The 15,096-nt window shown below is 66.5% G+C and carries 18 protein-coding genes and 1 pseudogene; 7 read left to right on the plus strand and 12 right to left on the minus strand.

Features of this window, described 5'->3' with window-relative positions; translation table 11 throughout:
• Positions 1-55: 55 nt before the first annotated feature.
• Both BMW87_RS23635 and BMW87_RS23640 read right to left on the minus strand, forming a co-directional pair.
• A complete protein-coding gene (locus tag BMW87_RS23635; protein ID WP_093078980.1) occupies positions 56-709 on the minus strand; it encodes a nucleoside/nucleotide kinase family protein in 654 nt (217 codons plus the stop codon).
• A 36-nt stretch (positions 710-745) separates the two neighbouring features.
• Positions 746-2,020 carry a Glu/Leu/Phe/Val family dehydrogenase gene (locus BMW87_RS23640; protein WP_093057682.1) on the minus strand — a complete coding sequence of 425 codons (1,275 nt, stop codon included), beginning with the start codon at positions 2,018-2,020 and terminating at the stop codon, positions 746-748.
• A gap of 241 nt (positions 2,021-2,261) precedes the next feature.
• On the opposite strand from BMW87_RS23640, the gene BMW87_RS23645 reads away from it, so the two are divergent.
• Both BMW87_RS23645 and BMW87_RS23650 read left to right on the plus strand, forming a co-directional pair.
• Positions 2,262-2,720, plus strand: a complete 459-nt coding sequence (locus BMW87_RS23645) for a hypothetical protein (protein ID WP_093078981.1) — start codon at positions 2,262-2,264, stop codon at positions 2,718-2,720.
• Between the two features lie 148 nt (positions 2,721-2,868).
• On the plus strand, positions 2,869-3,336 hold the full coding sequence (locus BMW87_RS23650; protein WP_093057684.1) for an Lrp/AsnC ligand binding domain-containing protein: 468 nt from the start codon (positions 2,869-2,871) through the stop codon (positions 3,334-3,336).
• Positions 3,337-3,351: 15 nt separating this feature from the next.
• On the opposite strand, the gene BMW87_RS23655 is transcribed toward BMW87_RS23650, so the two are convergent.
• Entirely contained in the window at positions 3,352-4,053 is a 702-nt protein-coding gene (locus BMW87_RS23655; RefSeq protein ID WP_093078983.1) for a YggS family pyridoxal phosphate-dependent enzyme, read from the minus strand.
• A gap of 51 nt (positions 4,054-4,104) precedes the next feature.
• Here BMW87_RS23655 and BMW87_RS23660 point away from each other — a divergent pair, with 51 nt between their 5' ends.
• Both BMW87_RS23660 and BMW87_RS23665 read left to right on the plus strand, forming a co-directional pair.
• Positions 4,105-5,148, plus strand: coding sequence for a type IV pilus twitching motility protein PilT (locus BMW87_RS23660; protein ID WP_007833310.1), 1,044 nt, complete (start codon positions 4,105-4,107; stop codon positions 5,146-5,148).
• 27 nt (positions 5,149-5,175) lie between these two features.
• Positions 5,176-6,312: a PilT/PilU family type 4a pilus ATPase gene (locus BMW87_RS23665; RefSeq protein WP_093057686.1), complete on the plus strand. Its 1,137-nt coding sequence runs from the start codon at positions 5,176-5,178 to the stop codon at positions 6,310-6,312.
• Positions 6,313-6,319: 7 nt separating this feature from the next.
• On the opposite strand, the gene BMW87_RS23670 is transcribed toward BMW87_RS23665, so the two are convergent.
• On the minus strand, positions 6,320-7,870 hold the full coding sequence (locus tag BMW87_RS23670; protein ID WP_093078984.1) for an MFS transporter: 1,551 nt from the start codon (positions 7,868-7,870) through the stop codon (positions 6,320-6,322).
• Positions 7,867-8,349 carry a MerR family transcriptional regulator gene (locus BMW87_RS23675; RefSeq protein WP_093078986.1) on the minus strand — a complete coding sequence of 161 codons (483 nt, stop codon included), beginning with the start codon at positions 8,347-8,349 and terminating at the stop codon, positions 7,867-7,869. The genes BMW87_RS23670 and BMW87_RS23675 overlap by 4 nt, the downstream gene beginning before the upstream one ends.
• Before the next feature lie 87 nt (positions 8,350-8,436).
• Here BMW87_RS23675 and BMW87_RS23680 point away from each other — a divergent pair, with 87 nt between their 5' ends.
• On the plus strand, positions 8,437-9,345 hold the full coding sequence (locus tag BMW87_RS23680; protein ID WP_093078987.1) for an NAD(P)-dependent oxidoreductase: 909 nt from the start codon (positions 8,437-8,439) through the stop codon (positions 9,343-9,345).
• 51 nt (positions 9,346-9,396) lie between these two features.
• Here BMW87_RS23680 and BMW87_RS23685 read toward each other — a convergent pair whose 3' ends face one another.
• The 3 genes from BMW87_RS23685 to BMW87_RS23695 form a co-directional block, all read right to left on the minus strand.
• Positions 9,397-10,221 (minus strand): BON domain-containing protein, encoded by an 825-nt coding sequence (locus BMW87_RS23685; RefSeq protein ID WP_177192832.1) that lies wholly within the window; start codon positions 10,219-10,221, stop codon positions 9,397-9,399.
• Positions 10,218-10,862, minus strand: coding sequence for an SIS domain-containing protein (locus BMW87_RS23690; RefSeq protein ID WP_093057690.1), 645 nt, complete (start codon positions 10,860-10,862; stop codon positions 10,218-10,220). Before BMW87_RS23690 ends, BMW87_RS23685 begins: the two co-directional genes overlap by 4 nt.
• An 87-nt stretch (positions 10,863-10,949) precedes the next feature.
• Positions 10,950-11,324, minus strand: a complete 375-nt coding sequence (locus tag BMW87_RS23695) for a YraN family protein (RefSeq protein WP_093078989.1) — start codon at positions 11,322-11,324, stop codon at positions 10,950-10,952.
• Between the two features lie 54 nt (positions 11,325-11,378).
• Between BMW87_RS23695 and rsmI the strand changes: the two genes are divergently transcribed.
• On the plus strand, positions 11,379-12,332 hold the full coding sequence (rsmI, locus tag BMW87_RS23700; protein WP_093078990.1) for a 16S rRNA (cytidine(1402)-2'-O)-methyltransferase: 954 nt from the start codon (positions 11,379-11,381) through the stop codon (positions 12,330-12,332).
• Between the two features lie 2 nt (positions 12,333-12,334).
• Here the strand turns inward: rsmI and BMW87_RS23705 are convergent, their stop codons facing one another.
• The 3 genes from BMW87_RS23705 to BMW87_RS23710 form a co-directional block, all read right to left on the minus strand.
• The gene (locus BMW87_RS23705) at positions 12,335-13,063 is read right to left on the minus strand and encodes a glutathione S-transferase (protein WP_093078992.1); all 729 of its coding nucleotides are present in this window, start codon (positions 13,061-13,063) and stop codon (positions 12,335-12,337) included.
• A gap of 77 nt (positions 13,064-13,140) precedes the next feature.
• The gene (locus tag BMW87_RS35545) at positions 13,141-13,272 is read right to left on the minus strand and encodes a hypothetical protein (protein WP_256216885.1); all 132 of its coding nucleotides are present in this window, start codon (positions 13,270-13,272) and stop codon (positions 13,141-13,143) included.
• A gap of 117 nt (positions 13,273-13,389) precedes the next feature.
• Complete coding sequence (locus BMW87_RS23710; RefSeq protein ID WP_093078993.1) at positions 13,390-13,962, minus strand: helix-turn-helix domain-containing protein; 573 nt, start codon at positions 13,960-13,962, stop codon at positions 13,390-13,392.
• A gap of 216 nt (positions 13,963-14,178) precedes the next feature.
• On the opposite strand from BMW87_RS23710, the pseudogene BMW87_RS23715 reads away from it, so the two are divergent.
• Positions 14,179-14,469: pseudogene (locus BMW87_RS23715) on the plus strand (helix-turn-helix domain-containing protein); the annotation flags it as partial.
• Positions 14,470-14,575: 106 nt separating this feature from the next.
• On the opposite strand, the gene BMW87_RS23720 reads toward BMW87_RS23715, so the two are convergent.
• Positions 14,576-14,902 (minus strand): hypothetical protein, encoded by a 327-nt coding sequence (locus tag BMW87_RS23720; RefSeq protein ID WP_093078995.1) that lies wholly within the window; start codon positions 14,900-14,902, stop codon positions 14,576-14,578.
• Between the last annotated feature and the right edge of the window lie 194 nt (positions 14,903-15,096).

Genomic DNA, 15,096 nt, shown 5'->3' on the forward strand with positions numbered 1-15,096 from the left:
GCCGGCAAGGCTTCGAGCGCGCCCGCGCGCCAGCGTTCCCTGCCGCGCGAGATTTTCAGGACCAGGGCAGCACGTGATGCGCGCGCGCCCGCGTCGCCGCGATCAGCCGTGCATTGGGCGCATCGGTGCTCGCCACCCAGGCGCGCGCCTCCTCGGCGCTGCGGCCGAACTGCTGGTGGCGCCGCACCAGGCGCTCCTCACGCACCGCATCGTCGATGTCCACGTACCAGACCTCGTCGAACATCGCCGCCGCGCCAGCCCACGGGCCGACGTCGTGCAGCAGGTAGTTGCCTTCGCTGATGACGAGTTGAGTCGTCGGCAGCACCGCAATGGCGCCGGCAATCGGCTCCTCGATCTCACGGCGGAATTCGGGGGCGTAGACGATGTCGCCATCGGGCCGCTGCTCGCGCAGGCGCTGCAGCAGCGCGACATAGCCGGCGCTGTCGAAGGTGTCGGGCGCGCCCTTGCGGCCGGAGCGGCCGAGCCGTTGCAGCTCGACGTTGGCGAGGTGGAAGCCGTCCATGGGGACGACCTGGGCGCGATCTGCACCCACCGACTGGAGCAGCGCCGCCGCGAGCGTGGACTTGCCCGCGCCGGGTGCGCCGACCAGCCCCAGCAGCTTGCGCTGCCCGCCGGCCATCAGGGCCTGCAGGCGGGCGGCGCTGTCCGCTGGGAGAGGAGGAAGTTTCTGCGCGGGGATGGTGCTCATCCCCCGAGCGTACCGTCCCCGAGCGTCAAGAAATCATCAGGGGTACAGGCCGCGTTCTTGACGAGCCATCAGGATGCGCTCGCAAGCCACCGCATACGTCGCCGTGCGCAGCGTGATCTTGTGCTTGTCCGCCGTGTCCCAGATCTGGTTCAGCGCGTTCATCATGATGCGGTCGAGGCGCACGTTGATCTCGTCTTCGTCCCAGAAGAAGGACGAGAAGTCCTGCACCCATTCGAAGTAGCTCACGGTCACGCCGCCGGCGTTGCAGATCACGTCGGGCACGACCAGCACGCCGCGCTCGGCGAGGATGTCGTCGGCGGTCGGCACCGTGGGGCCGTTGGCGCCTTCGAGCACCAGCTTGGCGGTGGTCTTCTGTGCGCGCTCGGCAGTGATCTGGCCTTCGAGTGCGGCCGGGATCAGGATGTCGCAGGCGACGTTCCAGAAGTCTTCGTTCGGCACGATGTCGCCGCCGGCCTTGAAGGCGACCACGCCGTCTTTGTTGGCCACCGGGATCAGCTTGGCCAGGTCGAGGCCGTTGGTGTTGACGATGGTGCCGGTGTGGTCCTGCACCGCGACGATCTTGGCGCCGGCTTCCGCGAACAGTTCAGCCGCGACCGAGCCCACGTTGCCGAAGCCCTGCACGGCGATGCGCGCACCGCGCAGGTCCATGCCCAGGCGGCGAGCGGCTTCACGGCCGGTGACGAACACGCCGCGGCCCGTGGCCTTGACGCGGCCCAGCGAGCCGCCCAGGTGCAGCGGCTTGCCGGTAACGACGCCGGTGGCGGTGCCGCCGACGTTCATCGAGTAGGTGTCCATCATCCACGCCATGATCTGGCCGTTGGTGTTGACGTCGGGCGCGGGGATGTCGGTGTGCGGGCCGATGATGATGCCGATCTCGCTGGTGTAGCGGCGGGTGATCTTTTCCAGCTCCTGCAGCGACAGCTTCTTGGGGTCGACGCGGATGCCGCCCTTGGCGCCGCCGTACGGCAGGTTGACGGCCGCGGTCTTGATGGTCATCCAGGCCGACAGCGCCATCACTTCTTCGAGCGTGACGTCGGGGTGGAAGCGCACGCCGCCCTTGCCCGGGCCGCGGCTCATGTTGTGCTGCACGCGGTAGCCCTCGAAGTGGGCGATGGTGCCGTCGTCCATCTCGATCGGCACGTCGACGATCAGCGCGCGCTTAGGGCGCTTCAAGGTTTCGACCCAGCGGGCCAGCGGGCCGAGGTACGGCACGACGCGGTCGACCTGCGAAAGATAGGTGCCCCATGGGCTGTTCGCGGTCGGATTGACGAAGGAGAGTTTTTCGCTCATGAGAGATCCCTTGGTTTAAACGGGTGGCCGCAACGATAGACCTCTCCCGCGCGTCGCGCCATGGCTTATGCGCGCCGCGCTGGCGGTTATGCAAGAGAGGTTTGGTTTCGCAGCCCCGGGCGGCACATCGCATCGATGTACCTGACAGAAACGTCATCTACGGGTTATCGACCCCGCGGATGCGCTTCGTAGAGTTGGCTTCACCAACCAAGGCAACCCAACCACCCTCAAGGAGTCCCGAATGAACAAGCAAGCTTCCGCCACCCGACTGCTCGGCACCGCCACCCTCGCCGCCCTGCTGGGCGTGATCGCAGCGCCGAGCTTCGCCGGCAACTACGCCGAGGGCGATCCGCGTCCCGTGCCGCTGACCTCGTCGACGACGCGCTCCGCGGTGACCGCCGACGCAGTGCAGTGGCTGAAGACCGCGCCCACGCAGGGCTACACCAGCGGCTATCAGCAAGAGGCGGTCGTGGTCTCGGCCAACACCCGCGCCGCGGTGGCGGCCGACACGCGGCTGTGGATCCAGTCAGGCCTGGCGGCCCAGCAGAGCGGCGAAGCCGGTGCCGATATGACGAAGCCCGGCTACCGCCAGGCGGCAGCCGAATACACCAAGCTGCGCGCGAGCCCCGCCTACGGCGCACTGGTCGACCAGCTCAAGAATCAGCAAGCGGCGGCACAGTCGCAGACCCAGGTTCGCTGAGAGCGCGCGAAAGAGCTGGCGGCGCACGGCGGCGCCCTGGGTAGGCCAGGGTAGACCGCCGCCAGCGCCTTGGTTCTATCTCCTATGGTCAGCGGTCATAGGCCGCATCTTCCGCCAGCAATCAGCGTTCGGGCCGGATAATCTTCTGATGCTCGACCTGGACCGCATCGATCTCCGGCTGCTGAAGATCCTTCAGGAGGACGGCCGCATCACCAACCTCAAGCTGGCCGAGGCAGTGGCGCTCTCACCCACCGCGGTGCTGGCGCGGGTGCAGCGGCTCACGCGCGACGGCTTCATCCTGGGCTACGAGGCGCGGCTCGATCCGCACAAGCTGGGCCGCGGTTTCACCGTCTTCGTCGAGGTGCTGCTCGACCGCACCACGCCCAATGTGTTCGACCAGTTCAAGGCCGCCGTGCAGGTGCGCGACGAGATCATGGAATGCCACATGGTCGCGGGCGGCTTCGACTATTTGCTCAAGACCCGCATGGCCGACATGGCCGCCTACCGCGAGTTCGCGGGCACCGTGCTGTGGCAATTGCCCGGCGTGCGCGAGACGCGGACTTATGCGGTGATGGAAGAAGTGAAGAGCAGCGCGCGCCTCCCGCTGGGGGTGTGAGCGCGCCAGCTGACCTCAGGCGGGCTTGCGTGCCCGCCCACCGAAGATCGCCGTGCCGACACGCACCATCGTGCTGCCTGCGCTGATCGCCGCTTCAAGATCAGCGCTCATGCCGAGCGACAGCGTGTCGAGTTCGATGCCCGCGTCGCGAATCGACTGGTACACCGCTTGCGCGCGCAGGCACAACGCGCGCTGCGCCTCGAAGTCCGCCGCCGGTTCGGGGATCGCCATGAGCCCGCGCAGCCGCAGCTGTGGCAAAGCCGCCACAGCGCGTGCCAGCGCCAGTGCCTCTTCAGGCGGCACGCCGGACTTGTTGGCGCCGCCGTCCACATTAACCTGAAGGCATACATTGAGCGGCGGCAGGTGAGTCGGCCGCTGGGCCGACAGGCGCTCGGCAATCTTCAGCCGGTCGATGCTGTGGACCCAGTCGAAGTGCTCGGCCACGGGCCGCGTCTTGTTGCTTTGCAGAGGGCCGATGCAGTGCCATTCGAGGGTGGCGCGCAGATCGGCGAGGGCTTCGATCTTGTCCAGCCCCTCCTGCACGTAGTTCTCGCCGAAGGCCGACTGGCCCGCCGCATGGGCCTCGCGCACCGCCTCCGGCCCGAAGGTCTTTGACACCGCCAGCAGCCGCACCTCACCCGGGTCGCGGCCGGCCGTTACACATGCCTTTGCGATCCGGCTGTTTACTTGCTGGAGGTCGTCGCCAATCATCGTCATAATCGTCCAAAATCGTATCAAAACGTCACCGAACTCGAGCCGAGGAGCCCCGTGGACATCACCCAATTGCTGGCGTTCAGCGTCAAGAACAAAGCCTCCGACCTGCACCTTTCCGCAGGCCTGCCGCCCATGATCCGCGTGAACGGCGACGTGCGCCGCATCAACGTCGACGCGCTCGATCACAAGGGCGTGCACGCCATGGTGTACGACATCATGAGCGACACGCACCGCAAGCACTACGAAGAGTTCCTGGAGGTCGACTTCTCGTTCGAGATCGACGGCCTTGCGCGCTTCCGTGTGAATGCCTTCAACCAGGCGCGCGGCGCGGCCGCGGTGTTCCGGACCATTCCCTCGAAGATCCTGACGCTGGAGCAGTTGAACGCGCCGAAGATTTTCGGTGAACTCGCGCTCAAGCCGCGCGGACTGGTGCTGGTGACGGGCCCCACGGGCTCGGGCAAGTCGACCACGCTGGCGGCAATGGTCAACTACCTCAACGAAAACGAGTACGGCCACATCCTCACGGTGGAAGACCCGATCGAGTTCGTGCACGAGTCGAAGAAGTGCCTGATCAACCAGCGCGAAGTGGGCCCGATGACGCTGTCGTTCTCGAACGCGCTGCGCTCCGCACTGCGCGAAGACCCGGACGCCATCCTGGTGGGCGAGTTGCGCGACCTCGAAACCATCCGCCTCGCCATGACCGCGGCCGAAACGGGCCACCTGGTGTTCGGTACGCTGCACACCTCGTCGGCCGCCAAGACCATCGACCGGATCATCGACGTGTTCCCGGGCGAGGAAAAGGAAATGATCCGCGCGATGCTGTCGGAGTCATTGCAGGCCGTGATCTCGCAGACGCTGTGCAAGACCAAGGACGGCCAGGGCCGCGTGGCGGCGCACGAGATCATGCTGGGCACGCCAGCCATCCGCAACCTGATCCGCGAGGCCAAGGTTGCGCAGATGTACTCCACCATCCAGACCGGCCAGGGCTCGGGCATGCAGACGCTCGACCAGAACCTGACAGAGCTGGTGCGCCGCAATACCATCTCGGCTGCAGAAGCCCGCGGCAAGGCGAAGATTCCCGAGAATTTCCCCGGCTGATCCACAGCCCTTCGGAGCACAGACATCATGGAACGCGATCAAGCCAGCCAGTTCATCAACGACCTGCTCAAGCTCATGGTGAGCCGCAACGGCAGCGACTTGTTCATCACCGCCGACTTTCCGCCGGCCATCAAGGTCGACGGCAAGGTCACCAAGGTGTCGCAGCAGGCACTGGGCGCGTCGCACACGCTGGCGCTCACGCGCTCGATCATGAACGACCGCCAGACGGCGGAGTTCGAGCGCACCAAGGAATGCAACTTCGCGATCTCGCCGACCGGCATCGGCCGCTTCCGCGTGAACGCCTTCGTGCAGCAGGGCAAGGTCGGCATGGTGCTGCGGACCATTCCCGCCAAGCTGCCGACCATCGACGGCCTGGGCATGCCGCAGATTCTGAAAGACGTGTCGATGACCAAGCGCGGCCTCACCATCATGGTGGGCGCCACGGGCTCGGGCAAGTCGACCACGCTGGCCGCGATGATCGACTGGCGCAACGAAAATTCGTACGGCCACATCGTGACGGTGGAAGACCCGGTCGAGTTCGTGCATCCGCACAAGAACTGCGTGGTGACGCAGCGCGAAGTGGGCATCGATACCGACAGCTGGGAAGCCGCGCTCAAGAACACGCTGCGCCAGGCCCCAGACGTGATCCTGATGGGCGAAATCCGCGACCGCGAGACCATGGAGCATGCCGTGGCCTTCGCCGAAACCGGCCACCTTTGCATGGCCACGCTGCACGCCAACAGCGCCAACCAGGCGTTGGACCGGATCATCAACTTCTTCCCCGAAGAGCGCCGCGCACAGCTGCTGATGGATCTGTCGCTGAACCTGCGTTCGCTGGTCTCGCAGCGGCTGGTGCCAACCGAAGACGGCCAGGGCCGGGTGGCCGCGGTTGAAGTGCTGCTGAACACGCCACTGATTTCCGACCTGATCTTCAAAGGCGAGGTCGGCGAGATCAAGGAGATCATGCGCAAGAGCCGCAACCTGGGCATGCAGACTTTCGACCAGGCGCTGTTCGACCTGTTCGAAAGCCACTCGATCACCTTCGAAGATGCCATCCGCAACGCGGACTCGGCAAACGACCTGCGGCTGCAGATCAAGCTGAACAGCCAGCGTGCGCGCAGCACCGACCTGGCTGCAGGCACGGAGCACTTCGCGATCGTTTGAGCGGCAGTCAATCGATCGTTCGCTGCCACGCAGCGAAGATTCCCGCCGCCAGCGCAACCACCGCCATCGCGGTGAACCCGTCCAGCGAGGCCATGAACGTGGCCTGCTGTTCCAGCGTGCGGTACAGCGTGCCCAGCGCCATGGCATGTGCCTCGCCGGCAGCGTGGCCCGCCGCCGCGAACCCACGGGTCAACGAATCCAGCGCCTGCATGAAGCTCGCGTTCGCGGGATTGGCCGATTCGCCGAGCCGCACCTCGTGCAGCGCCAGCCGGTGCTGCTGCAGCGCGATCACGCTCGAGGTCGCGAATGAAATCGCCAACTGGCGCACGAGGTTCTTCAGCCGGTAGCCGTGCGCGAACTCCTCTGCCGCGAATGGCTTGAAAGTGAGGTTCGCCACCGGCAGCACGACGAACAGCATCAGCAGCCCGCGCAACAGCAGCGGCACCAGCAAGGCCTCGCGCCCCGCCTGCGGCGTGACCCGCGACAGCCACCACGCCGCCAGCGCCGCAATACCGAAGCCCGTGACGATGAGCCATTTCTTGCGCGCCAACCGCGCCGAGTACTTCAGGTAGACGAACACCAGCAGCCCGGTCGCGAGCGAGGCCGCGCCCGTGAAATAGCCGGTGTTTCCCACGGTGAAGCCGAGTCCGCCTTCCATCATCCGCGGCAGCAGGTAGCTGAAGCCCGTCGAGAGGTAGTAGTAGACGACGTACAGCGCCAGCCCCACGCGAAACGATGCGTTGCGCAGTGCATGCAGCCGCACCAGCGGCGCGGGGTGCTGCCATTGCTGCCAGCCGAACCACGCGAGCCCCGCCACGCCGGCGATGGTGAGGCCGATCAGCGCTGGCGATCCGGTGAACAGCTCGAAGTGCGAGCGCGTCAGCACCACCTGCAGCGCAGCCTGCGCGAGTGCGAACACCACGTAGGCGACGTAGTGCGGCTCGGTGCGCTCGTGCGGCTCGACGTCGCCGATGTCGGGCAGCGTCCAGAGCACGAGCAGCCCGATCAGCGCCGCAACCGGCGCGGTGCTCGCGAACAGCCAGCGCCAATCGAAGTTGGTCACGAGAAAGGCGCCCGCGATGGGCGCCAGAGCGCCGCCGAAGACGATCAGCACCATGAACGCCTTCAGCGCCTTGGCGCGGCGTGCGGGCGGAATGCCGATCTGGATCAGGATGCGGCAGGCGCCGAGCATCGGGCCGACGAAGTAGCCCTGCACGGCGCGCGCGAGCGTGAGCTGCACCGAGCTGTCGCACAGCGCCGCGCCCACGCCGCCCAGGGCAAAGGCGAACATGCAGACGGCCAGGTAGCGCCGGTAACCCAGCCGCTCGATCCACGCATGCTGATGCAGGATGCCGAGCACCGCGCCCAGCGCATAGGCGCTCGAAGCCCACACGAGTTCGTCGGGCGAGGCGTTGACGCCGCCGGCGATGTAGCTGGCGAAGAAGGCGAACAGCGCGTTGTCGAAATAGTCGATGGCCGTGACGAGGCCGATGGCCCAGGGCAGCAGCGCGGCCGCGGCATTGCCGCGCGAAGGCCGCGCCAGAGCCGAAGTGTTCATGACGCCGGCCGTTCCTTGCGGCGCTGTTCGAGCGCCTCTTCCACCGGCTCGCCGGCCAGGCGACGCTCCACATAGTCGAGGTCGCGCCGCAATTGAGCCTGTAGCGAAGCCGCCTCCTTGAGCTCCCTGCGGACCTGCGCCACGCGCGCATCGAGCGTGCCCAACTGCCCGGTGAGCGTTTCGCGCAGCGTCTTGAGCGAGGCGTTCGACAGCCGCGGGCGCCCGCCTTCGGCCGGCGCCTCCATCGGCTGCTGCAGCATCGTGGTGATGGCTGTCAGCGAAAAACCCAGCGAGCGCATGCGGAGCACACGCGCCAGCTTGTCGAGGTCAGCCTGCTCGTAGAGGCGGTAGCCGCCCTCGCTGCGCACCGGCACCACGATGCCCAGCTCCTCGTAGTACTTGAGCGTGCGCGGCGTCACGTCGAGCCGGGCCGCGGCATCGCGCACGGTGATGGTCTTGGCGGGGCTCGGGTCGGTCATGGTCGGGGCATTCTACTCAAACCTGTACGTTCACGTACAGGTTTAGGCCATCGCACCTGTCGCGGAATGGCTTTAAGCTGTCGCCCCATGAGCAGCATCAACACCCGCACCTACGAATCCGTCCCCGCGCAGACAGTGGCTTTCCTCGGCCTCGGCGTCATGGGCGGCCCCATGGCAGGCCACCTGGCCAAGGCCGGCCACAGCGTCACGGTCTACAACCGCACCCCCTCCAAGGCACAGGCCTGGGCCGCCGAGTTCGGCCCGCCCGGGCGCCATGCCGCCACCCCGCGCGAAGCGGCCGCCGGCGCCGACATCGTGTTCTGCTGCGTCGGCAACGACGACGACCTGCGCTCAGTGGTACTGGGCGGCGACGGCGCTTTCGCCGGCATGAAGAAGGGCGCGGTGCTGGTCGACCATACGACCGCCTCGGCCGACGTGGCGCGCGAACTCTCCAAGGCCGCGCAGGCGCTGGGCCTGTACTTCATCGACGCGCCGGTCTCGGGCGGCCAGGCCGGCGCACAGAACGGTGCGCTCACCGTGATGTGCGGCGGCGACGCGGCGGCGTTCGAGCGCATCAAGCCCGTGGCCATGGCGTTCTCGCGCGCAGTCACGCTGTTGGGCGAAAGCGGTGCCGGCCAGCTCGCGAAGATGGTGAACCAGATCGCCATCGCGGGCCTGGTGCAGGGCCTGTCTGAAGCCATCGCCTTCGGCCAGCGCGCCGGGCTCGACATGGAGGCTGTGCTGGGCGTCATCAGCAAGGGCGCGGCCCAGAGCTGGCAGATGGAAAACCGCGGCAAGACCATGATCGAAGGCAAGTTCGACTACGGCTTCGCGGTCGACTGGATGCGCAAGGACCTGGGCCTGGTGCTCGACGAGGCCAAGCGCAACGGCGCGCGCGTGCCGGTGACGGCGCTGGTCGACCAGTTCTATGCCGATGTTCAGCAGGCCGGCGGGCGACGCTGGGACACGTCGAGCCTCATCATTCGACTCAAATGAAAAAAGCCCGCTGATGCGGGCTTTTTTCATTGCGACGCTGCTGCCTGTTTGTCAGCGCACCGGCGAGGTCGTCGCGTTGCCCGAAGGCTGCGTGGACGTGGAGCCCGACGCAGGCAGCGGCTCCATCGGCGGCAGCGGCACGCGCGAGGTGGAAGAAGACGACGACGACGAAGGCGTGGACGGCGAGGCCGACGTCACCGGCGCCGGGCCCGTACCGCCGCGCTGCGCCGCAGCCTGGTTCGCCGCCTGGCTGGCTGCCAGGTCCGCTTCGCTCACGATCTCGACCACCCGCACCACCTTCACCACGCCCGAGATGCCGCGCGTGATTTCGGTGGCACGGTCGGTTTCGCGCCGCGTGGCGATGCCCATCAGGTAGACCGTGCCGCGCTCGGTCACCACCTTGAAGGAATTGGCGAAGATGTCCTTGGCATCGAGCAGCGAGGCCTTCACCTTGCCGGTGATGTAGAGGTCGTTCGAGCGGTCCTGGAAGGTGCTCGAGGCGCCGATGGTCAGTTCGTTCACCACCGAGCGCACGTTCACGATGCGGCTCACCTCGTCCTCGACACGGCGGCGGTCGGCATCGCTGCCCACGGCGCCGGTCAGCAGCACCTGGCGGTTGAAGCTGGTGACGCTCACGTACATCTGGTCGTTTGCAATGTCGCGCACGCGGGCCGCGGCGCGCAGTTCGATGCCCTGGTCGTCCAGTTGCGCGCCCGAGCTGCGGCGGTCGGTGGCCACCATGCCCACGCCCACCACGGCCGCGCCGCCCACGACGAGCGGCACGCAGGCGGAAAGGCCTGCAACCAATGCGGCGCCCAAGGTGAGGGCAAGGGCGAAACGCTGGGTCGATGTCGTCTTCATGGTCGTCATGGTCATGAGGAAGCTTCCTGTTCTCCGAGTAACTGGGCATCCACGCCGTCGCACAGGCAATGCAGCGCGATCTGGTGGATTTCGTGGATGCGCGCCGCACGCTCGTGCGGCACGCTGATCTGGACGTCGGTTTCGCGCAGCGCGCGGCCAATGGCGCCGCCCGAGCCGCTGCTGCCCGCGCCCGGAGCCGAAGGCACGCCCGAAACGGCGTTGCCCAGCAACGCGACCACGGTCATGTCACGCTCGTGCGCGGCCGCCACCGCAGCCAGCACCGACGCAGACTGCCCGCTGGCGCTCAGTGCGAGCAGCACGTCGCCGGCCTGGCCGAGCGCACGCACCTGTCGGGCAAAGCGATCGGAGTCCGCAGCACTGGCGCTGTCGGCCTCGGGGTCGGTGGTGTCGCCGGGCAGCGCGATGGCACCGAGCTCGGGCCGCTCGCGTTCGAAGCGGCCCACGAACTGCGCGGCGAACTGGGCCGCCAGCAGGCCAGACACGCCGGCGCCGCAAGCCAGCACCTTGCCGCCGCTGGTCACGCAGGCCAGGATGGCCTGCATCGCTTGAGAGATGGGTTTGCTGAGGACCGGTCCGGTCTGGTATTTGAGGTCGGCACTATCGATGAAGTGCTGCTGAATACGTTGCTCAAGCATGAGGCGGGATGATAACTGGGGGTTGTGAAACAAGACGTGTGAGTTGTGGAGCCCTCGGCAGGGCTTCAGTTCCCCATGCGGGGCACTTCAGCCGGCATCGAAGGCGCCTTGAAGCCAGGTGATTTTCTCCTCGACCAGCACCACGTCGAAACGGCATGGCGGCACCACGCGCAGCCGGCTCAGGTAGTGCTGCGCGGCGAACACGATGCGCCGCTGCTTCAGCCCTGTGATGCTGCCGCCCGCGCCGCCGTGCGTGCCGGCGCTGCGCTGACGGACCTCGACGAACACCAGCGTGCCGCCTGAGGAGCCGCGCGGATCGCGCATGATCAGGTCGATCTCGCCGCCGCCGCGCCCGGGCGTCCGATAATTACGCGCGAGCAGCAGCAGGCCGGCGTCCCGCAGGTGATCGAGTGCGGCGTCTTCCGCCGCATCGCCCCGATGCTTCGTTGTGGTGGTCTTCATCGCCCCCTGCCTGCAATCTTCTTTTTTGTTCGTTCGTTCCGACGGAGAAACCTCTTGGCTTCACTCGCCCCTGCTTCTTTCGGCGCCGCCCTCGCGGCCGCGCACGACGCCGCGGGTGCGCAGCATTATCCGCAGGGCACGCTCTACGTGGTCGCCACGCCCATCGGCAACCTGGCCGACATCACGCTGCGTGCGCTGCACGTGCTGCAGCTGGTGGACGCCATCGCCTGCGAGGACACGCGCCACACCCAGAGCATGCTGCGCGCCTACGGCATCGACCGCTCCGGCGCGCGGCTGCTGGCGGTGCACCAGCACAACGAAGCCGAGGCCGCGCAGACCGTGGTCGCGCGGCTCGCGCAGGGCGAGCGCATCGCCTACGTCAGTGACGCCGGCACTCCCGGCGTGAGCGACCCCGGCGCGCGACTGGCCGCAGCCGTGCGCGCGGCCGGACAGCGCGTGCTGCCGCTGCCGGGCGCCAGCAGCGTGACCACGCTGATCAGCGCGGCGGGCCTCGTGGCCGATGGCGGTAGCGACGGCAACGCCAGCAGCAGCGCCTTCGTCTTCGCCGGCTTTCTGCCGAGCAAGGCCGGTGAGCGCGACACCGCCGTGCAGGCCCTGTCACAGGAGCCGCGCGCCGTGGTGCTACTCGAAGCGCCGCACCGCATCGAAAGCCTGGCGCGCGCACTGGCTACGCTGGGCGAGCGCCGCATCACCGTGGGCCGCGAGCTCACCAAGCAGTTCGAGGAAATCGCCACCGTCGCGGCCAGCGCCCTGCCCGAGTGGTTCAGCGCCGACCGCGACCGCACGCGTGGAGAGTTCGCGCTGGTGCTGCACCCCGTAGCAGTAAGCGGCGACGGCGGCGCGGAAGGTGAACGTGTGCTGCGTTTGTTGCTGGCCGAACTGCCTGTGAAGACCGCGGTGAAGCTGGCTGCCGAGATCAGCGGCGCGCCGCGCAATACGCTGTATGAAACCGCGCTGCGCATTCGCAATGGCGCGAAGGAAGCCTAGCCCTAGCCGTCCAGCTCGGCGTAGCGCCTGAAGATACCGTCTTCGTTGAACGCAATGCGGCGCGGGCTCTGCAGGTAGTCATGCACGCGCTGGCGACGCCTGACGTTGGCATGCAGCTTCTCGACCGCGGGCGTTGCGGCCAGTGCTCTCGCCGTGGCCTTCGGAAATGCGTAGTGCAGGCCGTCCACCAGCTGGAACAGCGACAGGTCCGCATAGGTCAGCACGTCACCCACAAGGTGCAGGCTGCCCGCAGGGTTGCGCTGGAGCACCCGCTCGAACCAGTTCAGGAACTTCGGGATGCGTTCGTCACGAAAGGCTCGTGCGCGCTGAACCGCCGCGTCGCGCTGGTCTTCGTAGTAGGCGTCAACCGAGATCGGATGGTGCGTGTCGTGCGCCTCGGCTACCACGTCGGCGATGGTGAGTTGCAGCTGGTGTGTCCACAGCCCGTCGGACTCGCCCACGCCAGACAGGCCGAGCCGAGGCCCCAGGTACAGCAGGATCGCGGCGGTCTGCCCGACCACGATGTCGCCATCGACGAGAAACGGCGGCGCGAACGCGGGGCGCGCACTGTTGGGGTCGCCCAGCCGCTCGCCGAGGGCAGACTCGCCTCCGCCCTTGGCTTCAGGTAGCCGCGCCACGTCGACATAGTCAGCGCCAGCCGCCTCGAGCGCGAGCCGCACGAATTCGCCGCGGCCCTGGATGGTGGGCCAGTAATGGAGTTGGTAGGGCATGCGGCCATGGTGTCACGAGTGCGGGGACCATGGCAACTGTGCGTACGCCTGCGCAGCATCATGCGAAGAACGCCCCGTCACACCACGCTGTTGAGGATCGTGTCCTCGAACTGCAAGTGCTCGAAGTTGCTGCCCATGAAGTCGATGCCCTCGCCTCTCAATCCGAGGTCCTTGACCTGCGTGCCGGTGCATTCGAGCATGTTCGGCATGCCGAACATTGAGGAAAGGATGAGGAAGGGGAATACGGCACATAGCGAATGCGCGGGCGATCAATTTGGTTGGGCATCCACCTCGCTCCACAACACGACAGCGTCGCCGCGAGCAGCCTACTCGCGCAGCGTGAAAACCACCGAGAGGTACGAAACAGGCCCCGAATGAATGGTATCGATGCCATGCAGCGCAGTCGCATCGAACAGCAGCGAGTCCCCTGCCCCCACCTCGACCGTCTTGCCAGCGTAGCGGTAGCTGACCTCCCCGGACAGGAAGTACAGGAACTTCAGGCCAGGATGCTGGAAGGTCACGTAGGGGTCGGCGCCGGGCAGCAGCGTGACCATGTAGGGCTCGATGAACAGGTTGCCCGACAGCAAGTGGCCCAGCAGCTCGTAGCGGTAGTCCGCCACCGCGCCGATGCGGTCGACAAGGACACCACGTCCAGCGCGCACGTGGCAGAAATCCGTGCGGCGCGCCTGGTCGCTGAAGAAGCGCGACGTCGGCACATGAAGCCCCTGCGCGAGGCGCTCCAGGGTCTCCACCGAAGGCGAGACCAGCCCGCGCTCGATGCGCGAGAGCATCGAGGAGGAAATCCCCGAGGCCTGCGCCAGCGCGCCGCCGGACACACCAGCCGCCATGCGAAGCGCCCTCACCTGCGCGCCGATGCGCGAGGCGGACAGGCTGCGCACGACTGGCGCTGGCTGCCGAGGCTGGACGCGCGTCACCGAGGCCGGCAGCCGCAGAGGGCGGGCTGTTGGCAGAGGCAAGGCGACTTGGCGACGTGTCATTTGGATTTCGTTGGCAGCGGCGATGCGTAGTTCGACTGAGAGACCTGCTTCAAGAGAGTGACTAATGAGTTAAAGATAACGTGGTTTTAATTGTCTCTATATCCGAGCCTTCTGTCTATGCAGAAGCACGTAACTCGGAGGGGAAGGCCGCTAGGGGCAACGACATTTGAGGTTGAGCCTGCCCTTGCGTTTGGCGCAGTCGTGAGAGCGCTCCGAACAACGGATGGTGTTGGACAGGAAGCCTTGGCCCATCAGGCCGGTATCGAACGATCCCATATGGGAAAAATCGAACGTGGCGAGCACATGCCAACGCTCGCGATGATCTTGCGCATCGCGCACGCTCTGGGTCGCACCGCAGGCGAACTGCTACTCGAAACTGAGGCCGCATTGACCGAGCAGCAAAATCCCCACCGCGGTCGCAAGCAGCGAACTCTTAATCCGTTGGTCGATGGTTCAAGCCCATCACGACCTACCACTCGCAAGCCGCATGGGCACTGAATAAGTTGCTATTTAGTTAATAGCGCCTTTTCTTTTTTTTGCTCCGCTCTTCCGCGCGCTTGAGCTGCCCGGGGTCCATCGCCGCGCCTCCAAGCAACCTCGTGCGCTTGGCCAAGTCTTCCACATAGAACATCTGGCCAGACATCGGGTGCACGGCGACGCCCTCGGCCCAAACGGTGAAGATGGGCGCGCCAGTAGGGACCTCCCACGCATAGTCGAAGACCTTCGCCTTCACATCGCGAACGCCCTGGCCCTCTAGGACGGTGTAGATGTTCTGTTTTCCCTTCTCGATCAGATACTGGTCAATGACGGACAGGACTTCAGCGGCTACTTCGTTTCGCATTTCGGTTCAAAGGAGGATCGATTTTGGTCACTTTGGCGGCGGCTTCTCGAGCGGTGGCTCCGCCATCAAGCGATCTGGGTGGATCACCATTTGCGCGGATCCGTTCTTGGCATCCGTTCCGCGCGACGATCGAATGACGAAGTCGCGTGGCTTATCGAGGCGACAAGCTCAGTTGCGAGACTTACGGAGGAATC

This window comes from Variovorax sp. OV084 (assembly GCF_900111625.1).
Lineage (GTDB): Bacteria > Pseudomonadota > Gammaproteobacteria > Burkholderiales > Burkholderiaceae_C > Variovorax.

Bases quoted from the DNA above. Each gene is read 5' to 3' on its own strand.
- BMW87_RS23675 (WP_093078986.1), bottom strand. From the start codon at position 8,349: ATGACCGACCCGAGCCCCGCCAAGACCATCACCGTGCGCGATGCCGCG.
- BMW87_RS23685 (WP_177192832.1), bottom strand. From the start codon at position 10,221: ATGACCATGACGACCATGAAGACGACATCGACCCAGCGTTTCGCCCTT.
- BMW87_RS23645 (WP_093078981.1), top strand. From the start codon at position 2,262: ATGAACAAGCAAGCTTCCGCCACCCGACTGCTCGGCACCGCCACCCTC.
- BMW87_RS23720 (WP_093078995.1), bottom strand. From the start codon at position 14,902: ATGCGAAACGAAGTAGCCGCTGAAGTCCTGTCCGTCATTGACCAGTAT.
- BMW87_RS23635 (WP_093078980.1), bottom strand. From the start codon at position 709: ATGAGCACCATCCCCGCGCAGAAACTTCCTCCTCTCCCAGCGGACAGC.
- BMW87_RS35545 (WP_256216885.1), bottom strand. From the start codon at position 13,272: ATGCCGAACATGCTCGAATGCACCGGCACGCAGGTCAAGGACCTCGGA.
- BMW87_RS23680 (WP_093078987.1), top strand. From the start codon at position 8,437: ATGAGCAGCATCAACACCCGCACCTACGAATCCGTCCCCGCGCAGACA.
- BMW87_RS23670 (WP_093078984.1), bottom strand. From the start codon at position 7,870: ATGAACACTTCGGCTCTGGCGCGGCCTTCGCGCGGCAATGCCGCGGCC.
- BMW87_RS23695 (WP_093078989.1), bottom strand. From the start codon at position 11,324: ATGAAGACCACCACAACGAAGCATCGGGGCGATGCGGCGGAAGACGCC.
- BMW87_RS23665 (WP_093057686.1), top strand. From the start codon at position 5,176: ATGGAACGCGATCAAGCCAGCCAGTTCATCAACGACCTGCTCAAGCTC.
- BMW87_RS23640 (WP_093057682.1), bottom strand. From the start codon at position 2,020: ATGAGCGAAAAACTCTCCTTCGTCAATCCGACCGCGAACAGCCCATGG.
- BMW87_RS23650 (WP_093057684.1), top strand. From the start codon at position 2,869: ATGCTCGACCTGGACCGCATCGATCTCCGGCTGCTGAAGATCCTTCAG.
- BMW87_RS23705 (WP_093078992.1), bottom strand. From the start codon at position 13,063: ATGCCCTACCAACTCCATTACTGGCCCACCATCCAGGGCCGCGGCGAA.
- BMW87_RS23655 (WP_093078983.1), bottom strand. From the start codon at position 4,053: ATGACGATGATTGGCGACGACCTCCAGCAAGTAAACAGCCGGATCGCA.
- BMW87_RS23690 (WP_093057690.1), bottom strand. From the start codon at position 10,862: ATGCTTGAGCAACGTATTCAGCAGCACTTCATCGATAGTGCCGACCTC.